This is a genomic window from Terrimonas ginsenosidimutans (genome assembly GCF_022012415.1).
Classification (GTDB): Bacteria; Bacteroidota; Bacteroidia; order Chitinophagales; family Chitinophagaceae; genus Terrimonas_A; species Terrimonas_A ginsenosidimutans.
Genome location: NZ_JAKLTR010000008.1, coordinates 1 through 20,558, shown reverse-complemented (window position 1 = coordinate 20,558; position 20,558 = coordinate 1). Strand labels below are relative to the sequence as shown.

General features: G+C 45.9%; 14 protein-coding genes. 7 read left to right on the top strand and 7 right to left on the bottom strand.

The annotated features are described in order from the left end of the window. The first annotated feature begins 86 nt into the window (after window positions 1-86). Window positions 87-1,859, top strand: coding sequence for a DUF885 family protein (locus LZZ85_RS13415; protein ID WP_237872516.1), 1,773 nt, complete (start codon window positions 87-89; stop codon window positions 1,857-1,859). 188 nt (window positions 1,860-2,047) lie between these two features. On the opposite strand, the gene LZZ85_RS13410 is transcribed toward LZZ85_RS13415, so the two are convergent. Continuing rightward, window positions 2,048-2,923: an AraC family transcriptional regulator gene (locus tag LZZ85_RS13410; RefSeq protein WP_237872514.1), complete on the bottom strand. Its 876-nt coding sequence runs from the start codon at window positions 2,921-2,923 to the stop codon at window positions 2,048-2,050. Between the two features lie 310 nt (window positions 2,924-3,233). On the opposite strand from LZZ85_RS13410, the gene LZZ85_RS13405 reads away from it, so the two are divergent. The 3 genes from LZZ85_RS13405 to LZZ85_RS13395 all read left to right on the top strand — a co-directional run bounded on the left by LZZ85_RS13405 (window position 3,234) and on the right by LZZ85_RS13395 (window position 12,871). Then, window positions 3,234-5,597 (top strand): ABC transporter permease, encoded by a 2,364-nt coding sequence (locus LZZ85_RS13405; protein WP_237872512.1) that lies wholly within the window; start codon window positions 3,234-3,236, stop codon window positions 5,595-5,597. Between the two features lie 133 nt (window positions 5,598-5,730). Continuing rightward, the gene (locus LZZ85_RS13400; protein ID WP_237872510.1) at window positions 5,731-11,946 is read left to right on the top strand and encodes an alpha-2-macroglobulin family protein; all 6,216 of its coding nucleotides are present in this window, start codon (window positions 5,731-5,733) and stop codon (window positions 11,944-11,946) included. Window positions 11,947-12,067: 121 nt separating this feature from the next. After that, the gene (locus LZZ85_RS13395) at window positions 12,068-12,871 is read left to right on the top strand and encodes a TIGR00266 family protein (protein ID WP_237872508.1); all 804 of its coding nucleotides are present in this window, start codon (window positions 12,068-12,070) and stop codon (window positions 12,869-12,871) included. 132 nt (window positions 12,872-13,003) lie between these two features. Here LZZ85_RS13395 and LZZ85_RS13390 read toward each other — a convergent pair whose 3' ends face one another. The 4 genes from LZZ85_RS13390 to LZZ85_RS13375 are packed head-to-tail and all read right to left on the bottom strand — an operon-like array spanning window position 13,004 to window position 14,576. Further along, window positions 13,004-13,627: a MarR family winged helix-turn-helix transcriptional regulator gene (locus LZZ85_RS13390; protein WP_237872506.1), complete on the bottom strand. Its 624-nt coding sequence runs from the start codon at window positions 13,625-13,627 to the stop codon at window positions 13,004-13,006. Between the two features lie 16 nt (window positions 13,628-13,643). Next, on the bottom strand, window positions 13,644-14,030 hold the full coding sequence (locus LZZ85_RS13385) for a group III truncated hemoglobin (RefSeq protein WP_237872505.1): 387 nt from the start codon (window positions 14,028-14,030) through the stop codon (window positions 13,644-13,646). Between the two features lie 3 nt (window positions 14,031-14,033). Then, window positions 14,034-14,288, bottom strand: a complete 255-nt coding sequence (locus tag LZZ85_RS13380; RefSeq protein ID WP_237872503.1) for a hypothetical protein — start codon at window positions 14,286-14,288, stop codon at window positions 14,034-14,036. Window positions 14,289-14,312: 24 nt separating this feature from the next. Continuing rightward, a complete protein-coding gene (locus LZZ85_RS13375; protein WP_237872501.1) occupies window positions 14,313-14,576 on the bottom strand; it encodes a DUF2024 family protein in 264 nt (87 codons plus the stop codon). 359 nt (window positions 14,577-14,935) lie between these two features. On the opposite strand from LZZ85_RS13375, the gene LZZ85_RS13370 reads away from it, so the two are divergent. After that, on the top strand, window positions 14,936-17,479 hold the full coding sequence (locus tag LZZ85_RS13370) for a phosphocholine-specific phospholipase C (RefSeq protein ID WP_237872499.1): 2,544 nt from the start codon (window positions 14,936-14,938) through the stop codon (window positions 17,477-17,479). 113 nt (window positions 17,480-17,592) lie between these two features. Here the strand turns inward: LZZ85_RS13370 and LZZ85_RS13365 are convergent, their stop codons facing one another. Continuing rightward, window positions 17,593-18,102, bottom strand: coding sequence for a cupin domain-containing protein (locus LZZ85_RS13365; RefSeq protein ID WP_237872497.1), 510 nt, complete (start codon window positions 18,100-18,102; stop codon window positions 17,593-17,595). Continuing rightward, window positions 18,102-19,028 (bottom strand): hypothetical protein, encoded by a 927-nt coding sequence (locus LZZ85_RS13360; RefSeq protein WP_237872494.1) that lies wholly within the window; start codon window positions 19,026-19,028, stop codon window positions 18,102-18,104. Before LZZ85_RS13360 ends, LZZ85_RS13365 begins: the two co-directional genes overlap by 1 nt. A gap of 86 nt (window positions 19,029-19,114) precedes the next feature. On the opposite strand from LZZ85_RS13360, the gene LZZ85_RS13355 reads away from it, so the two are divergent. Both LZZ85_RS13355 and LZZ85_RS13350 read left to right on the top strand, forming a co-directional pair. After that, window positions 19,115-19,429 (top strand): hypothetical protein, encoded by a 315-nt coding sequence (locus LZZ85_RS13355; protein ID WP_237872492.1) that lies wholly within the window; start codon window positions 19,115-19,117, stop codon window positions 19,427-19,429. Between the two features lie 80 nt (window positions 19,430-19,509). Beyond that, on the top strand, window positions 19,510-19,986 hold the full coding sequence (locus LZZ85_RS13350; RefSeq protein ID WP_237872490.1) for an FKBP-type peptidyl-prolyl cis-trans isomerase: 477 nt from the start codon (window positions 19,510-19,512) through the stop codon (window positions 19,984-19,986). The last annotated feature ends 572 nt before the right edge of the window (window positions 19,987-20,558 follow it).

Here is a 20,558-nt window from a genome sequence, read left to right as displayed (position 1 = left end):
TTTCTGCACGAATCAGTTAATATCCGTTGATCTTCTCTCCATTAGCATAGATACCTTGTATACCACAAAACACAAGACCAGGGCTTATGCGATCAATTCTTAAAACAGCGATTATAACAGCCGGATACTGCTTTATAACGGCTACAGGTGGTGCTCAGATAAGCACAGACCTTTATTCTCAGGCAAGCGAAATGACCAATATAATGGTCCAGTATAATGCTGACCGGGGAAGCCTGACAAGATTTTATGCAACGGCCGGGGAAGGCCGTGGTTTTGGCCGCGACGGTCAGAATACAAGCTCTCCCGAACGCAGGCTGCGTCTATTGAAACTCATTGATGATTACCAGAAAATGACGGGCCGCGCCGGGTTTGATAAAATGAACATCAATGGTAAGGTCGATTACATCCTTTTCATGAGAAATCTCGATGATGAGAAAGAGCGATTACTCGATGAAGGAAAGGTGTATGATCAGATTACCCGATATCTTCCATTCGCATCACGCATTGCAACACTTGAAAAACCACGCCGTCGCGGGTTAAATGTAAATGGTGAAGAGGTTGCAAAAGAACTGAATGGCATTTTTCACCAGGTGGTCACAGCCCGCACAGAACTGAAGAAAGAACCGACAATCGATCTTTCTCTTGCAAACGCAGCTTCCGGAGCTGTCAGGGATCTGCAGGGAGTGTTGAAAAATTATTTCAATTTTTATAACGGATATGACCCCATGTTCAGTTGGTGGGTTCCTAAAACGTATACGACCGTTGATAGCGTTTTGAATCTTTATGCCGGGGATCTGCGCAGCAAAGGAAAGGCGCCAGCTTCCACTCAAAAGGATGACGGGAGCGGGATAAATGGAAATCCCGTTGGACGGGAAGAACTGATCCGCCAGTTAAAACGCGAATTCATCCCCTATTCCCCGGAGGAACTGGTTGCTATCGCAAATAAAGAGTTCGCCTGGTGTGATGCTGAATTGCTGAAAGCAACAAAAGAGATGGGCTTTGGCAGTGACTGGAAAGCGGCACAGGAGAAACTAAAGAACGCTTATGTTCCGGCAGGTAAGCAGCCAGAGGCGATGCTTGATCTTTATAATCAATCAGTCGAATTTCTGAAGAAGAACGATTTGCTTACGATACCCGAACTGGCGGAAGAAACATGGCGGGTTTATATGATGTCTCCCGAAAGACAACTGGTTGCGCCATTTTTTCTTGGAGGAGAGTCGCTGATCATCTCTTATCCCACCAACACGATGGAATATGAGGATAAGTTGATGAGCATGCGCGGGAATAACCCGTTCTTTTCCAGGGCGACCGTGCACCATGAACTTATCGCAGGCCATCATCTGCAGCAGTATATGACCAGCCGGAATAAGACCTACCGGAATTTTGGAACTCCGTTCTGGACCGAAGGGAATTCACTGTACTGGGAGCTTCTTCTTTGGGATCTTAAATTCCCCCGCCATGCGGAGGATCGCATGGGGATGCTGTTCTGGCGTATGCATCGTTGCGCGCGCGTTATTTTTTCGCTGAATTATCATTTGGGTAACTGGACCCCACAGCAGTGTATCGACTTCCTGGTTGACAGGGTAGGGCATGAGCGTGCAAACGCGGAAGGTGAGGTCCGCCGCTCTTTTGTTGGCGGTTATCCGCCATTATATCAATTAGCGTACATGATCGGAGGAATGCAGTTGTACAGTTTGAAAAAGGAATTGGTAGACAGTAAGAAAATGACATTGAAACAGTTTCATGACGCGATCTTCCGCGAGAATGCAATGCCGATTGAAATGCTTAGGGCAATCCTGACGAATCAGCAGATCAGGGCGGACTTTAAAACGAACTGGCGTTTTTATGATCTGAAATAATGGTCCTGTCAATCGTATAGGTTTGATAGGCGTAGAAGTGGCGCAATGAACACAAAGGCCTGCAAAGAACGTAACGAGATGTACCGTATAAAAATGATCTCTGCTCGATGCTATAACCCTTTGCGTTTATTGCGTTGCTTCTGTGCTGCCAGACCTTTCGTTGTTATCGGGCTTTAATAAAGAGCGTCCTAATTATAACTTCTCACTTTTTCCATATACCTGGATGGAGTTAGTTTTGTTACCGACTTGAAAACACGGTTGAAATTTGTAATGCTGTTGAAGCCGCAATTGTAAGCGATCGTGCCGATGCTGTCATAATCAGATTCAATCAATTGCTTGCAGGCTTCGTTGATCCGCATTTCATTCAGAAAAGCTACAAAGGTTTGCCTTGTGTGTTTTTTAAAATACCTGCAGAATGCCTGTGGCGTCATGTGTGCCTGTTTGGCAACGTCTTCAAGCGTGATCGACTTGTTATAATACTGTATGATATAATTGTAGACCTGCCCGATCTTGATGCCATCATGCTCGCTGTATCGTGTTGGCGGAGGGGTGGAGGAAAGCGGAATGAGTTTTCCATAGCTCAACAGTTTTCTGAAGATCTCGATAAATACAATAAACCTTTCGATCCCTGAACTTTTGCCGACCTGCATCATCAGGCTTGCGATCTCTGCAACATGTTGTTCGGGTAGTTTGAACCCCGATGGATATTGCGCCAGGAATTTCTGTACGTTTTTTAATTCCGGCAGATCCAGTAACGGCGAAAGTCTGCCGTCCGGTTTGAAAAACAAACTAAGGCTTTGGCTTGTCTTCTTGTTTCTCTTCGAAAAATATGACGCGTCACTTTTAAACAGATGGGGTTGATTTGGCCCAAGCCAATAGATCTCATTCGGAGCGAATGTATGCATACTGTTTCCCGCCAGCAACGTACCTTCTCCCTTTTGCACCCAGGTTAGCTGAACCTCCGGATGACGATGCAGATAAGGGTAGAAATGCGGGAGAATATCCTGCTGCATGATCACTGTATCATTCGCTGATACTGGTATGGTGAATTGTAATACTTTCATAGACGACTACCAGGTAGCTTTGCACTATATTATCAAATCTGGAGGCAATATAGGGTTTTTCGGGTAATATGTGGGAGGTTTCAAAGGTTCCATAGGTTCCAAACAGTTGTGTATACTAGCTGATGTTGATTTGACCCTAATATGGAACCAATGAAGCTTATCAGGTCAAACCTATGGAACTTGTGGAACCTCCCAAACCTCTGAAAACTCCCAAACCTCCCGCGCCCCACGCAACATTTTCAAAAAAACTTCCACTTTAGTGTAACCTTTTACGATCGGGATCGTACTTCAGAATAATTAACCACTGCTCATGATCAGGAATTTTTTCAAAATAGCCTGGCGGAATATGCTCCGTAGTAAAGGCTTTACCGTAATTAATATTACAGGTCTTATCGTCGGCATGGCGAGTGCCATTCTCATTTTGCTCTGGATCCAGAATGAGGTGAGCTATGACCAGTTTCATGATAAGAAGGACCGGATCTATGAAGCTTGGAACAGGGCCAGCTTCAGCGGAGAATTGCATTGCTGGAATACAACACCCAAAGTACTGGCCCGCGCGCTGGAGCGGGATCTGCCAGAGGTGGAGCAGGCGGTACGTGTCGACTGGAACTCCAATTTCCTGTTCAGCATTGGCGAAAAACGAATGACGATCCGGGGCACGATTGTGGATTCCAATTTTCTTCAGGTGTTTGGATTCCCGTTGTTGAAGGGGCAGCCTGGCCAGGTTTTGCAGGATATGCATTCCATCGTGATCACTGAATCGCTGGCTGAAAGCCTGTTTGGTAGTGAAGAGGCAATGGGCAAGATGATCCGTATCGATAATAAAGAGAGTTTTACGGTGACCGGCATTCTTAAAGATCTTCCCAACAACACGAGATTTAAATTTGAATACCTGATTCCTTGGGCATATAAACGATCGGTTGGTGATGATGATCAGAACTGGGGAAATAACAGCACCCGCACATACGTATTATTGAAGCCGAATGCAGGCATCGCTTCTGCCAATGCTAAGATGAAAGTGCTGAAGCCAAAGTACGATAAGGATGATCCTAAATGGGAAATGTTCCTTTACCCTATGGAGCGCTGGCACCTGTATTCCAACTTTGAGAACGGTGTCGAAGATGCAAGTGGACGCATTACATTCGTAAAGTTATTTGCGATCGTGGCCGGTTTTATTCTGCTGATCGCCTGTATCAACTTCATGAACCTTGGTACGGCGCGCAGCGAAAAGCGCGCAAAAGAAGTAGGGATCCGCAAGGTTGTTGGCGCCAGGCGTTTTTCCCTTATATCCCAGTTCATAGGAGAATCCATTCTGATCTCACTGATAGCAGGAATCTTTGCTATCATCGTTGTTCAACTTTCTCTCGCAGGATTCAACAGGCTTACTGATAAGCAGCTCTTCGTTCCGTATGGAGATCCGATATTCTGGTTGTACGGATTAGGTTTTGTGGTGTTCACCGGTTTTCTGGCCGGAAGTTATCCCGCATTTTTCCTTTCCTCTTTCAAACCGGTTAAAGTATTGAAAGGGGCCTTCAAAAAATCGCAGGCTCCTGTGACCCCAAGAAAAGTGCTTGTAGTGCTTCAATTCACTTTCGCGATCGTGCTGATCATCTGTACTATTATCGTAAAACAACAGATCGACTTTGCGCAAAACCGTCAAACGGGTTATAACAAGAACAATCTTTTGTATCACATATTTACCGGTGATCTTGAAAAGAATTTTGTATTGATCAAGAATGACCTGATCACACAGGGCATTGCCAGCTCTGTTACAAAAACCAGCGCGCCGATCACGGAGAGCTGGAGTGATAGCTGGGGCCAGGAGTGGGAAGGAAAAGATCCGAATGATAAAACTGATTTCTATCTGTTCAACGAAGATGAAGGATTGAAAGAAACCGCTGGTCTTGAGTTTACACAGGGGCGGGATTTTGATCTGCGTAAATTTCCGACAGATTCGACTGGTATGATCATTAACGAATCGGCATTGAAAGTGATGAAATTCAAAGATCCGATCGGTAAGATCGTGAAAAGCAATGGCACCGACTGGCATATTGTTGGAGTGATCAAGGATTTTATTATGACCTCTCCGTATGCACCAACCAAACCAATGATCATTTCTGGTGCAAAATCATGGTTCAATGTGATCATGTTCCGCCTCAATCCATCCCGGACAACTGCACAAAGCCTGGAACAGGCAGAAAAGATCTTTAAAAAATATAATGCTGAGTATCCATTTGCCTATCATTTTGTAGATGAGGAATACGCGGCGAAGTTCAAAGCGGAACAACGTGTTGGAACACTGGCGGCATTGTTCTCCGGACTTACCATTTTCATTTCCTGTTTGGGATTGTTGGGGCTGGCGATATTCATGGCAGAGTCACGTATCAAAGAAATTGGCGTTCGGAAAGTATTGGGAGCATCTGTTTCGGGGTTGGTAGCCTTGTTATCGAAGGATTTTCTCAAGCTGGTGATCATTGCATTCGTTCTGGCCACACCGATCTCCTGGTGGATGATGTATTCCTGGCTGAAGGATTATCCGTACAGGGTGCCTATTCAATGGTGGGTGTTTGTATCCGCCGGAATGGTATCTGTGTTGATCGCATTATTTACCGTAAGCTATCAGGCGATCAGGGCGGCGCTATCGAATCCGGTGAAGAGTCTGAGAACGGAGTAAGTTTGGGCAACTAGGCCCGCATGATGCATTTGCATAAAGAAGACGGCGGATAAGGGGCTCACCCATTATTCGCCGTCTTCTTTCCAATTGTGTAATCCCGCGCTCTTCCGCATCATCCTTCAAATGATCCCCGATGATGCGGTCCGCCATTCTATGCTGCTTACTTGCCTTTTGTCTTAGCTGTGTTGCTCAGTCGCTTCCGAACCCGAAGGAGTGGAAAAGCCTTGAAAAGAATATCCTCGAAGGGAGCAGGCTGACTGATATCCGGAATAATCTGCTTCAGATCAAAGAAAATGCAGTTGCTCAGAAAAACGATATCGCCCTTGCCAGAAGCCTGTATCTGATCATGCATATTGACGACCGGAGGACAGAGGATACGGTTTTCTTTCATAATTCTTCCTTTATTGATAGTCTGATCTCCAGCAGTCAGTCGCCCCGGATCAGGGGGCTCATGTATTTTCTGAAAGGAAAACGGCTGATGTATTTCAGGAATAAATATTACGACCGTGTCAACCGGCATCTTTTCGTGGGTTCCGACCATGTTAGTTATGGCCGGATGGCTCCCCGGCAGCTCGATTCAGCCTGTAGCAGCTCGCTGGATAAAGCACTGCAATATGCTGCTTACTTTAAGGATACACCAGTCGCAGACATCTTGTGGCTTTCTTATAATCCATTACTGTTCTCTTTCAAACCTGGCTTTGCTGATCTCGTGTGGGCGGAGAAAATTGCTGTATTTCGTGATGTCGACCCCGATCCATTGTCAGACAGTACAGGGAAGCTGTTCGCTGCGAAGAGGGAAGATTTTTTAGCTACTATTTCTCTTGAAACAAAACCCGGCTCCGGATTGAGGGAGATCTTTTGCGTGTATCATGATTGGGCAGAAAGTCATCGCAAAGAAGATCCAGCCGCTTTTTATAGTATAGAGTTTGCTGCGCGAAAGTTCCTCTATAAGCACTATGTCAGTGATTCCGCCAGCAGGCAGCTATTCGAAAAGTATGTGGAAGAGTCGGTCTCCTCGCCATACAGTCCTGTCAGGGCATCAGCCGTTGAACAGCTTGCCTATCTTTGGGTGGGGAAAGCGAATATGTACAATCCCGATTATGCCAAAGTGCAGTATGATCTTGCTGCGGTTTCCGGGTTTCCCGCCAGAAATTTTGATGGGCGATACAAGGACTATTATGTAAAAGTAGGAGAGCTGCTTGACAGGCATATGCTATTGCTCGACAGCTTTCAACTGATCAAACAGCGTCTTGTTCTATTGAGGAACAACTTCATGAAGCCAGATGCCAGATGGGAAACGGATCAGGACCAATTGCCACATGAACCAGTATTAACTTATTTGAAATACCGGAATATTGAAACAATACATGTAAGAATCGCAAAGAGAAAAATACCGGAGCCCAATAAAGTTCGCGTAAGTTATGCTGATTACCGGGGCTCTTTCATAAGAGATACTGTATACCGGCTACAGGATTTTCAGGATCATCAATGGCACAGTACATTTATCAAACTCGATGGGTTTGCTCCGGGCGAATATGTCGCATTCTTTTCTGGCAAAAATCTGGAATCGGACGGTGAACCTGCCTCGATGGATTTCAGGATAACAGGAATGATCGCTATCAATAATGACAGGAAGCTCTTTGTGCTCGACCGGAAAACAGGATTGCCCGTTAAAAATGCAAAAGTGAAGATCGATGGCGGGCTTTCACGTATTCGCTCAAATGGGTATGTGTTCGTGAAGCATGAAGAAGCCTCCGTTAAAGTGATGAGGGGTGAGGATACGTTGGATGTTGAGATGAATAGTTTTCCTGACTATGTTCCCGATGAAATTTATAATAAAGAAGATTTCGACGATCTGCTGGAGTTTTTTGAAGAAAATATATCAGTTCGCTTTTTTACTGACCGGTCTATCTACAGGCCCGGGCAAACGGTGCACTATAAGGGGATTCTGATGGTCAGGCATCCATACACAGGAGAGTGGCGGGTGTTTAACAAGAAGAATGTGCGTGCAAATCTTTTTAAGAGTTTTTATAAAGAAATGAACGAAGGTGGAATACTGATTTATATAGAGGATCCCTTTAAAAAAGTGGCTGACAGTGTTCGTATCAGGCCGGATGCATTCGGTTCATTCAGTGGAATATTTGTACTGCCCAAAAACGCAGCAACGGGGGATTGGGATTTTGAAACAGGGTATGCGGATGTTGAATATGGAAATAATAGTTCTTTTAAAGTGGAAGAATATAAACGCCCCTCTTTTGAATTAATGGTACAAAAACCTGCGGGCGAACTCCGGCTGGGCAATAACTTTTCTGTTGGTGTAAAAGTCTGGTCTTTCTCAGGTTCAAAACTGGAAGATGTGCTGGTAAAGTATACCATCGTTGCCAGTGGATCATTACCGGATGCTGGCAGAGGAAGTATTTCAAGATCGGAAAATATTCTTTCTTCCTCGGGAAGAACAGATCTTAATGGTGAGTTAGCGATCCATGTTGAAGATAGTGTGAACTTAAGCAGATACCTGTTTGATGATAGTAAGAATTGGCAGATGGGGTATTATGTAGAAGTTGAAGCAATTGATAATACCGGAGAATCGCATGAAACAAATATCCGGATATCTCTTTCAACCAGGCATGTGATACTGAAGGCGCAGATCCCGGCAGTCGTAGATCAAAAGAGTATCACGCCATATTATATATCGGCTTCCGCTGAGTACGGTGGACAATTACAGAAAAGGGTAGAAGTTAAACTGATGAGATCAAATCCAGTGGGGCGGCGGGTTGAAAGAAATAACTGGCCGGAAACCGATGCATCGGTACATCAGCAAGGACAACTGGAAGCATGGTTTCCTGATCTTCGGATCGATAGGGATAAGAATGAAGTTCAGGAAGAACTGCTATTCAAAACAACGCTGACAGCCGGGAGTGATGATAAACTCAAATTGCCCGCAGAGCTTTTGCCCGCAGGGTATTACTCCATAGAGATAACCGCCTTTGAGAATAATAAGATAGTTGGTGTGCTTAAGAAACAACTGACAGTGTTTGATTCTAAGAAAAAGAAGCTGCCCACAGCCATTGGTAACTTTCACTACTTACCGGTAAACGTCATTTCGCCCGGGAAAAGCCTGAGCTGGTTTTCCGGAAATGCAGGAGCTGGGATCTATTCAATTTTTCACATTACCTATTTTGAAAAACATGGTAAGAGCGTTCGCATAAAGAACGTTTACGAAACAATAAAGCATTCCGCAGGTTTGTTCGAATGGAAATACAAGGTGCCGGTAAATGCGGTTGGTAATCTCAAGATCACGCAACAGTACATTGTTAAAAACGAATTTGTAAAAAATGAAGCAATCGTTTACCTGGCGCAAGAAACAAAATTGGCTCCTGTGATTGCTGTAGAGAAATACAGGACTCAAATTAAGCCAGGTGAATCGGAAGTCTTTAAAGTGTCTGTACGGACACAGGATGCAGGAGTTGCCGCTCAGCTCATGACAACGATGTATGATGCGTCGTTAGATAAAATCGAGCCGCATAACTGGCAGGTGAATCCGGGACATGCATGGTACTATCCGCGTACTGCGTGGGAGCGAAACGAAGTTGTTGTTGCCAGCGGACGTTTTTTTTCTGTGGATGGTTGGGATAAGATCGATTTCACAGAGAAACCTGTGTGGTGGATGAATGATACTTTCTCCACGAAGTTGGGAGACTTTGAATACAAACGACCTGACGCAGCGTTTTCAAATGTTCTGCAGGGTGTAGTGGCAGGAGTGAACATTGCAGGCGGCGAAGGTCTTTCAGAAGTGGTGGTAGTTGGTTATGGTACATCTAAAAAGTCCAGTATCACAGGTGCTGTTTCTATAACTCTGCGGGGTGCCACATCGTTTTCTGCATATAATAAGTCGCTTATTGTTCTTGACGGTGTAATATATGAAGGCAACCTTTCCACGCTTGATCCAAACCTGATAACCTCAGCGGTTGTACTACGTGGCGAAGATGCAACAGCTCTCTATGGTAGCCGGGCGGCAAATGGCTTGTTATTGCTAAGTACAAAGGGGCCTGTCGAAATTCCGGCCGTAAAACAAGAACCCCCTCCTGTGAGAAAAAATTTTTCCGAAACTGCATTTTTTTATCCCCGGTTAAAAGCGGACAGGCGGGGAGGCTTCACGATCAGTTTTACCATTCCGGAGAGCGTTACGGAGTGGAAGTGGAAAATGCTGGCTCATACAAAGTCAGGTCAGTTTGCCTATGAAGAAAAATCCATCTTCAGTCAATTGCCTCTGATGATACAGCCCGATATGCCACGGTTTCTTTATCAGGGTGATCAGCTTGTGCTGAAAAGCCGCATCATCAATCTCGATTCAACAGCTAAGAAGGGAATGGTTAAATGTACTATAGAAGATGTGGTGACTGGCGACGATCTTTCAGGCAGACTATTGAAAACCGCCGGGCAGCCATTTGCGGTTAATGCCCATTCAAATAGTACGGTGTCTTTTAACCTGGTTATCCCTGATACCATGGTCAATCCGTTGCGGATACGCATCATTGCTTCAGGCGATAATATAGCAGATGGTGAAGAACATATCATCCCGGTTTTGTCGAATCGGATCCTTGTAACCCAAACAACGATCTTGTCAGGAGACACCGTTCTTCAAAAACCAGATCTTCCGGAAGATGCCATTCCTTATGGTATTTCCGCATTCATTCAACCTAAAAGAACGGCATCGCTGATCAACGCATTGCCTTACCTGGCGGGCTACAGGTTTAATTGTACGGAGCAGACGTTCAATAAGATGCTTGCTCACCTTCTTGCGATAAAGCTGATGAGAACAGATACATCGATCCAGTCGTCTTATACCTTAAGCCTGAATGCTCCTGAGCAGAAAGTCGTTATGCTCGACTCCCTGGTTGAAGGCAGAGGTGAGAGTACGCCATGGCTTCAGCTGGAATTTGCTAAGGAGAAGCAGCAACGAGAACTGTTCCGCCTGCTTGATACGATCAACGCAAAACAGAAGATCAGTTCTTATTTTGATGTGATTGCAGACAATCAGAATTCAGATGGCGGAATGAGTTGGTTCAAAGGAGGTACAAGCAGCTCTTATATGTCAATGTATCTGCTTGGAGCGCTGGGGAAGGCAAAAAGGGATTCGCTACAGCTTGCCGGCGATAACATCGTTGATGAAGGTAAATATGCAACCCTTGTCAGGAGATTGATTATGTATTGTGATAGCCTGTTCAGGAGGGACCTTTCCGGAGATTTATTCGCACAATGGGCTTATGTGAGAAGCTATTGGTGGGAAGAGTATGCTCCTGCCGCAGAGCTAAAAGGGAAGTTTGATTCAATGATCGGCAAGTCCTTATCCGGTACAAAAAATACGGCAACTGGTACAGCTGGTATGTTGCTGAGCGTTTTATTCCGGACGATATCTGAAGGATCTGGTCATTATAAAAATGCTTCGGAGATGTTGGAGTCAATATATCAGCAGGCGATCGTGGACGGGAAAGGAGTGAGGTGGAAAAGCCTGTCAGATTCGGATGATCTTTCTTTTACACAAGAGGAATGGCTGGTGAAGATTGCGGAAGCTTTTGAAGAAAGTGGCAGGTATCCGGCTGTGGTGAATGGTATTGTTCAATGGTTGCAGCTGGCAAAGGACGGTAACCGGTGGAGCACAACAAAGGCCACAGGAGATATTGCAGCTTTGATGGGTCGTCTTAAGGTCTTCGAAAAGAATCCTTCGAATACGATCAAAGTAAAAGCAACTGCGTTGGACATGAATGTGACCGATGATCTGCTTCGCGGCGGGGCATATGATTTTCATGGCGTGTATGGGAAGGGCTTTCCCGAAAAGCTTTTGGTTCATACAACACAGCCCGGTCAAACGCGCGGCGCGATCAATCATTACTATTTTACAGCAACACCACCAACCGGAAACAGCGGCGTGATACTGTCAAAAACGTTGTATAAGCTGGATATGCCTTCGGGTAAATGGGTGCCTTTTAAGGAGGGTGAGGTTATTAAGATCGCTGACAAACTCAAAGTGGTGCTCAGGGTAGAAACGCCGAGGCGCCTGCAATATGTTTATATCGAAGATAAGCGGGCCGCCGCATTCGAGCCAGTGAATGCATTAAGCGGGTATGAGTACAGGCAATGGTTTTCCTATTACAGATCCGTTACAGATGAGGGGTTCCGGTTCTTTGCAACAGACATTCCGTCCGGGATCTCGGAGATAGAATATGAGATCGCTGCCGCGAAAGAGGGCGTTTTTTCAAACGGGATTGGTAGCCTGGAATGCATGTATGAACCTTCGGTCAAAGCATACACCCGGAACATCGTGGTAAAGGTCACGCCGGTAGAGTAGACCGTCTCAAGCGGGAAGGTTCGACGGGTGTTTCCTGACCGCTCGCCGGTAGCTGGTTGCCGTTTACCGACAACCTTCAGCCTGTATCCTTCCGCTTTTTATCTTTGGTGAAAAATAAACCATGTCTTATTCGCAACGTTCAAATCATGAGATCGACTACAAAATATATGGAGAAGAACTGCAGTTTGTAGAGATCGAACTCGATCCATCTGAAACAGCTATCGCGGAAAGCGGGGCTATGATGATGATGGAAGATGGAATTACCATGCAAACGATCTTCGGTGATGGCTCTCAGTCGCACGGAACCGGCCTGTTTGGAAAACTGATGAGTGCAGGTAAACGCGTGCTTACAGGTGAAAGCTTATTTATGACAGCGTTCACTAACTCGGGGCAGGGAAAAAGAAAGGTCAGCTTTGCCGCACCGTACACCGGTAAGATCATTCCGATGGACCTGATGCAGATCGGCGGAACGGTCATTGCACAAAAAGATGCTTTCCTCTGTGCGGCCAAAGGAGTTAGTGTTGGCATTCATTTTCAACGGAGACTCGGCACCGGTATCTTCGGTGGTGAAGGCTTTATTATGGAAAAGATCGAAGGAGATGGTATGGCTTTCCTTCACGCCGGTGGTTATATCATTGAAAAGGTATTGGTCCCGGGTGAAGTGCTGAAAGTGGATACGGGGTGCCTGGTGGCATATACTCCCACAGTGGATTTTGACATCGAATTCGTTCGAGGTATCCGCAACTTCGTGTTTGGTGGTGAAGGGCTGTTCTTCGCCAGGTTGCGTGGACCTGGCCGCGTCTGGATCCAATCACTGCCCATCAGCAGGCTTGCCGGTAAAATGGTAGAGTACGGGACCTGGAAGCGGAAGGAAGAAGGTAGCATTCTCGGCGGGTTGGGGAATTTGCTGGATGGACGGGAATAGGACGGGAAAGTGTGGAAGTTTAAAAGTTTAAGCGTTTAAGGGTTCAAAACCTTCAGAGGTTAAATAGTTTACAGGTATAGCAGGTGTTAATGCTTCAGCCTTACACTATTAAACCTTCAAACGCTTAAACTTTTAAACTTTCTGTTCCTTTTTCTCTTCATGCTCCGGGCAGTCAAGCCTCAGCTTCTCCGCTGTCAGATCAATCTTCAACAGATTGCAAAATGGAGAAGGTGTGGCGGGTGAGAAGTGCACACAGGTGTAGCACATACGTTGGATAGTAATAACGCCCTGCTGATAAAGGGAATGGATTAGTGTAAAGAGGGAATGCTTCACCGTGAGTTTTTGCTGCTGACTCAGTTGGCCGACAGGAGCAAGGAGTGGAGTAGCGAACTGCCCGCATTTAACGGCTATTTTTTTCCCGGCAGGTGTAAGTGCGAGGGTCTGGGATCTCGCATCTGAAGGGCTTTCTTTCCTTTGTACAAGATCTTTTTCCACCAGTACTTTGATCACATCACTTAATGTCGCCTTGGTTAGGCTGAATTCTTTTGCGAGATAGCTGAGCGTGTTCTTTTCAGGAGAATGTGTATGTAAAAAAATAATGACCTGCGCCTGGATCGGGCTAAGCCCGTGTTCTCTCGCTTCGGTTGAGAGGAGGATGCGCAGTGATTCTCCCAGGCGTTCAAGCGCGGCCATGATCTGAGAATCCACAGACTCATGCTGCAGGTTTATATTGAAGGGAGAGGTTATTTTTTTCATCACTATTTCTGGCAGATTATTTACCGCCGATCAATCGTCCGTTGAGCTTGGCCTGAAACACCTCTGCTATACTGGCAGCTTTTTTCTTTGCCAGTTCTTTACGACTACCTTCGAATAATTCGTCAAGCGTTGTATTGAATAAGCGGAGCCATTGCTGGAAGTGTTCTCCCTGGATGGGTAAGCCGATATGTTTTGCAAATGGATTACCGCGATACGCTTCTTTGCCAAATAGCAGGGTATACCAGAAATCGTGCATTGTTGCAAGATGCGGCGCCCAATTATCGTTGATCCGGCTTTCAAATACAGGGCCGATCAATTCATCCTGACGGACGCGTTCGTAGAACGTGTTTACCATGATGACGATGTCCTCCCTGCTCTCAATATCGTGTTTCGATTCAGTCATAGATCAGCATTCAGAGTAGTCTGAGCGGAACACTCCGTTCAACGCATAGATCGTATCTACGGCGATCTTTAATCCGCCTTCCAGTTCGAGCCACTCCCGGCCGTCATCCTTGTACAACGCCGAGATCACTCCATTGGCACGTGTTACACCATGATCTTCATATAGTAATCCCGCCGTCTGTTTCGATTGGAACAATGTTTCCAATTGAGTAAAAAAACTGGCGCCATTCGGAATGGTTTCTCTTGTGTCGGTATTCATATTGCAAAATTACGGGGTTCATTACTAATTACATCCCTGCATTTCTATGATAGAAAAGCCCTGTTGTTGTATATCCTGAACAATTTCTTCACTTGCTTCCTCGATATGGCAGAAACGGCATTCGCTGGTTGTTAGCGGTTGGCCGTCCTGGTCTTTCCGGGAGAGATAGGTTTTACCAAACGAATGAATTGCCTGCTCATCCCTGAGAGAATCAGGAACAAGAATGTCAAAGTGCATAAGACCTCCGTCTTTACGTGTAACATATGTGTCATAAACCGCTACTTTCATAAAACTATTTTTATTGGTTAACTATTTAATTGCTGAAGCAAATATAGTTAGGATTCCTAACTATATTGATTTGTCAGTGTTAAACTTTCCAGAATGCCGGATAGGGCAGCCCTGGATTTGATAGAATAGTCCCGGCGTGATCGCCAAAAGAAAGAGGAAGTGTGCGCAAGCCATCAGCATTGTCCTCGACGTTAACATCGGGAAAACTGCCCGCTTCCGTAACAGACCACGATCCTGCCCGCTGAGCAATCTTCAGATAGGCAGCGTGCAAGTCCCGCGGTCAGCGATATTCATAATGAATAATTAACTTCCCCTTTCCTGAATTAACGTAGTTTGCAGTCATCACAACACGCCCCATTATGGATTCAAGAAGAGACTTTATCAAAAAAGCTACAACACTTGCAGGTGGAATGGGATTCGCTTATGCCATACCTGAGTCAATTCAGAAAGCATTTGCCATTGACCCTGTAACGGGCACAACGTATCTCGATGCAGAACACGTTGTGATCCTCATGCAGGAAAACCGGTCTTTTGATCATTGCTACGGTGCATTGCAGGGTGTACGCGGGTTCAATGATCCGCGTGCTATTGATCTTCCTGACGGTGATCTTGTATGGTTGCAGAAGAATGCCGCAGGCGAAGCCTTTGTTCCTTTCCGGCTCGATATAAAAAATACAAAGTCGACCTGGATCGGCTCCCTCCCGCATTCCTGGACCAACCAGGTAGATGCGCGCAATAACGGTAAATACGACAAGTGGATCATTGCGAAACCTCACGGAAATAAGGCATATGCCAGTGCTCCTCTTACATTGGGATATTATAACCGCGAAGACATTCCTTTTTATTATGCACTGGCTGATGCATTTACAGTCTGTGATCAAAACTTCTGTTCTTCATTGACCGGAACTACACCAAACCGTTTATATCTATGGACCGGTTCACTCCGTGAAAAAGATAGTGGTGATGTGCATGCAAATGTGCGAAACGAAGATCTCGACTATCATAAGGAAGTGAGCTGGAAAACCTTTCCTGAACGTCTGGAAGAGAATGGGATCTCCTGGAAAATATATCAGAACGAAATAAGCCTTTCAACAGGGTTGGAAGGTGAAGAAGATTCCTGGCTTTCAAATTTTACAGATAATCCCATTGAATGGTTCTCTCAGTACAGGGTCCGCTTTTCCAAGACCCGCCGTGCTTTTGTGATAAAAAGTATTGACGAATTGCCTGCGCAAATTGTAATGCTCGAAAAACAATTGCAGGAAGGTAAACTGGAAGGTGATGCGTTGGAACGGGCGAAGCGGGAGCTTGCCCGCAAGCATGACTGGCTGGAAATGGCAAAGAAAGAAAAGGAGTTGTATAATGATGAAACATTTGCAAAGCTGTCTGATCATGACAAGAATCTTCATCTGAAAGCCTTTACAACAAATGTGAATGACCCGCATTACCGCGAGCTGGAAACATTGCGTTATGATGATAACGGCGTGGCACGTGAAGTGAGAATGCCGAAAGGAGATGTGCTGGATCAGTTCAGAAAAGATGTTGGAAAGGGGAAATTGCCTGCTGTATCCTGGGTGGTGGCTCCGGAGAATTTCTCTGATCATCCTGGTGCACCGTGGTATGGTGCCTGGTATGTTTCAGAGGTAATGGATATTCTGACAAAGAATCCTGAAGTGTGGAAGAAGACCATCTTTGTCCTGTGTTACGACGAGAATGATGGATACTTCGATCACGTGCCGCCATTCGTCCCGCATGATCCGGCGGTGCCGGGCTCGGGGATGGCTTCTGAAGGAATCGATGTTTCGGTTGAACAGGTCACGCTTGCGCAGGATCAGGCCGGACGCAAACCGGAGCAGGCCAGGGCCAGTGCTATCGGACTGGGATATCGCGTGCCACTGGTGATCGCTTCGCCGTGGAGCAGGGGAGGCGCCGTGTGTTCGGAAGTGTTTGATCATACATCGATCGTGCAATTGCTGGAGAATATTTTTACACACAAAAAAGGTAAGGAAGTAAAGGAAACAAATATCAGTGCATGGCGAAGAACGGTTTGCGGAGACCTGAGTTCCGTGTTTCAACCGTATAACGGGGAAAAGATCAAGCTGCCCGCGTTCCTGAAACAGGAAGGGGTTATTCAATCCATACATAAGGCACAGTTCACTAAAGACCCGTTTGGATATAAAGTTTTAACGGATGCTGAAAAGAAAGCCGTCAATCAGCGTAGCCAGTCATCCATCATGCCGAAGCAGGAGAAAGGTGTCCGGCCTGCCTGTCCAATTCCCTATGAATTATATGTTGATGGCCATCTGACCGATGATAAAAAAGGTTTCAGGATTGAATTTTCTGCGGCAAAAAAAATGTTCAAAGAAGCTGCATCCGGAAGCCCGTTCACCGTGTATGCGGCTGGCAGGTATGGCGATAAACAGGCCAATACGCTGGAGAAAGGACGCAACTGGAACTTCACCGTAGCTGCTGGTGATCAATTAGCGGATATCTGGCCATTGGATAAATTTGAGAGTGACCGTTATCATCTGAAGGTTCATGGGCCAAACGGTTTCTTCCGCGAGTTTGCTGGAAGTGCAAAACATCATGCTATCAAAGCGAGGCTTGTTTATGAAAAACTCAACTCCGGAAATACCTTTTCAGGGAATGTAATACTTCAACTTGAATCATTGCAGACTGGTAAGCCCGTCAACCTGGTGATCCGCGATAATGCTTACAGATCAGCGCCACGAAAGATCTCATTGAATACGGGGAAAAAAGAAGTGCTGATCAATCTTACACGCAGTTTTGGCTGGTATGATCTCACGCTGTCCATGGAAGGCGAACCTGATTTTATTCAGCGATATGCAGGTCACGTTGAAACGGGGAAGGTGAGTAAGACCGATCCTGCAATGGCAGGATTGTGAGCTGGCGTAAGTTGATCAGACAACGGGTGGTTCCTTATCTCCGAAAGTAAATATCAATTATTGCCACATTGAATGAGAAAAAGAATGGATGGTCAAGGTTGCATTGAGCAGGATCACTGGCGGCACATCGAATTGATCAGTTCCTTCTGTTCAGGATATTCTTTTGAAAGTTGTTCTTTGAACGCCAGTTCAAAGTCATTGAAGTCAAATCCGGGTGCAACGGTGCATCCGGCAAGCCCGTATTCTCCGCCGTCTGCAACTCTTGATGCAAACCAGTTACCGGCTTTGATGACGCAGCAAAGCGAATGTCCTTTAGAGGGATCATTTCCGAGAAGATGTTCCGTCAGACTTCCGGCTCCGTCAATCTCATATACGATGATGGCATCTCCATGATAGAAGTGCCAGATCTCATCGGATCTGATGCGGTGGAATGCGGAGAAGTTTTCTTTTTCCAGCAGGAAGTATATATGCGTGCAGGCTGATCTGTCACCGGGGAATACAGGTGACAGCGCTTGACCCGGGATCGTCAATGCAGAACGGTACACTTCGCTATACCAACCGCCTTCTACGTGGCGGTTCAGTTGCAGGTGTTTGATCCAGGTTTCTACAGCTTGATTGGCCATTAGTTTTGATGCTCAATATACACTCTTCTGCCCGTCATTGCGGTCAGCGAGTCAAGCACACGGGTAGTATCATTATGTGCCGGTAATATCAGGTATAATTTGAAGCGGACAGAATCTGTTGTTTCCAGTTTGACATCCCAGAGGTTTGTGCGAAGCTGGTTATAACGTTTGATGATCCGTTGTTTTGGCGCTTCTTCCAGTACATACTTATAGTTGTCCGCGATCACAGGCGTTTCGTTTGCAAGCGTATCGGGTGTCACAGCGAGCAAAGCGGAAGAGTCAACCTGTGGTGCAGGTTCCTCCTGTACAACGGAAGTAGAAGCTTTTTCAGCAGCCATATTTTTAGAGATAGCATAGCCTCCCCAGATCGTCAGACCAAGACCTGCAATGAGAGCCAACGCTATCGCCGGTTTTTTCCAGCCTTTTTTTGCCGGAGCATCGGTGAGAAATGATTCGTATTGAGGAGCGGGTGCAGCAGATGCCTGTGCTTCTTCGCGTATTGCGGAAGCTTTGGCCGCTATTTCTTTGGGAGTTGCGAGTTGTTCCTTCACCTTCTCTGCCGAGATCGCGATAGGAATAAATTCAAAATCTTTGAGATTGGTTTTGACCAGTGTTCCGATCCCGTCGAGCGTGTACGGCTTCCCGATATTAAGGAATTGCTGCGCAATTTCGATGAACGATTCAAGATCGGATGCGGCAAGCGGCTTCATCTTTCCGGTTTGGGCAGAGATGTAAGCGACAAGTTCAGGCGATTCTTTGATCGACGGATTGTTCTGAAAACTGATACCTTCAAGTACAGCAGCACGCTGCTTGACATTCTCAAGCGCCTGTATGGCGGAAGGATCTAATAAGAAGGTGCCAATACCCGGCAAATCGAGCCGATGATGTGTGTACAGGTATTGGGATAATAAGGATGTTATTTTCACAGCCTTTGGATTTATCTGCACAATATATATAATTCAAATGGCTGTTCCAAGCATTGAAATGCCATAAGTTATAATTTTGACCTATTATGCTGACAGAAGACGAAAAGAAATTTATTGCATCCTGGGAAGTTGACCGTTTACGGAAGAAGAAACTCATCCGCCAGCTATCTGTCGGTTTACCGATGGCCGTAGTACTGGTGGTTGCGATCTTCGTTAATTTCTTTTCCGGCTGGTACAAGCGGGCAGATATGGAGATCCGTTCCAACTCCTCCCTCATCGTTGTTTTGCTGATCGCAGCGATCGGCATTGTGATCTTTACCACGGTATTTTCCGCAAAACATAAGTGGGATCTTAATGAACAGCGATATCACGAACTGAAAGGGAAGAAAGATGCGAATTAATTTAATTCCAGCGCAGCATTTATTCGCCTGAGTGGTCTTTATATCGTAAGTACCTATATATTTGCGCTAATCTATCAGATATGAGGAAAATTTTGGCTCTGGTTCTTGTGTTTTCACTGTTATTCGCCGGTTGTAGTAAAGATGATAACGAATGTAAATATGATGTTTGTGGCATTGTTGCGCCGGAAAGCGAGATCGCTGCAGTACAAAGTCACATTACTTCCAAAGGGATCACTGCTGAAAGGCATTGTAGTGGGGTATTTTACACTGTGGAAGTTGCCGGTACCGGTAAAAATCCAACTCCCTGTTCTAATATATTAATTAAATATAAAGGGTATCTGACGAATGGCAGTGTATTCGACCAGGCTGTCAACCCTGTCGCCTTCGGTCTCGGTGAATTGATCAGTGGATGGAGAAGCGTGTTGCCTACTATTAAAGCCGGTGGTCGTATCGTATTGTATATTCCCCCAAGCCTTGGGTACGGAAACCGCGCAAGCGGCTCAATTCCTGCCAACTCGATCATTATTTTTGAAATTGACCTGCTTGATGTACAATAAAGCTTTTCAGGTATTTTAAGATTATTCTAATCTATTGTCCTATTTTAGCCGGGCATTTCAAATCTGTCAACCAATACCGCCTGCATAACGGCCTTGTACTTCGGTGCAAGGCTTTTTTATTTTCGCGAATGCCCGGGAAGCGCGAAGGGGGCCAGGAGTAAAAGTAGGGGGAGGGATGTCGAAGGTTGAAAGGTTTACAAGTCTAAAAGTTTCAGAGGTTGATATCCAATGTCCTTTAGTTTAGCAGTCCCGAAGGAACTCGGTGGACGCGGCGACAATACAAGACGTTCTATAGCTGTTTTCGCTGCGTCCGCGGCGTATCGCTGCTTCCGCCGCGTTACTTATACACCGGGTAAACCGTAAGCTGACGTGTATTGAGGTACGCCGGGGCTACTAAACTAAACGACATTGGGTTGATATCCCGCAAAAGGTTTGGTAAGTCCTGGGAGCTCTGACGTTCGGGGGGCTAATATACCCTTCGCGCGCTACTATCCATTCGTTCGCCGCGCGCGCAGGCCAGAAATGGGCATACGACAGCAACCGCATTGCTGCGTTTGACTGTCGTCGCCCAC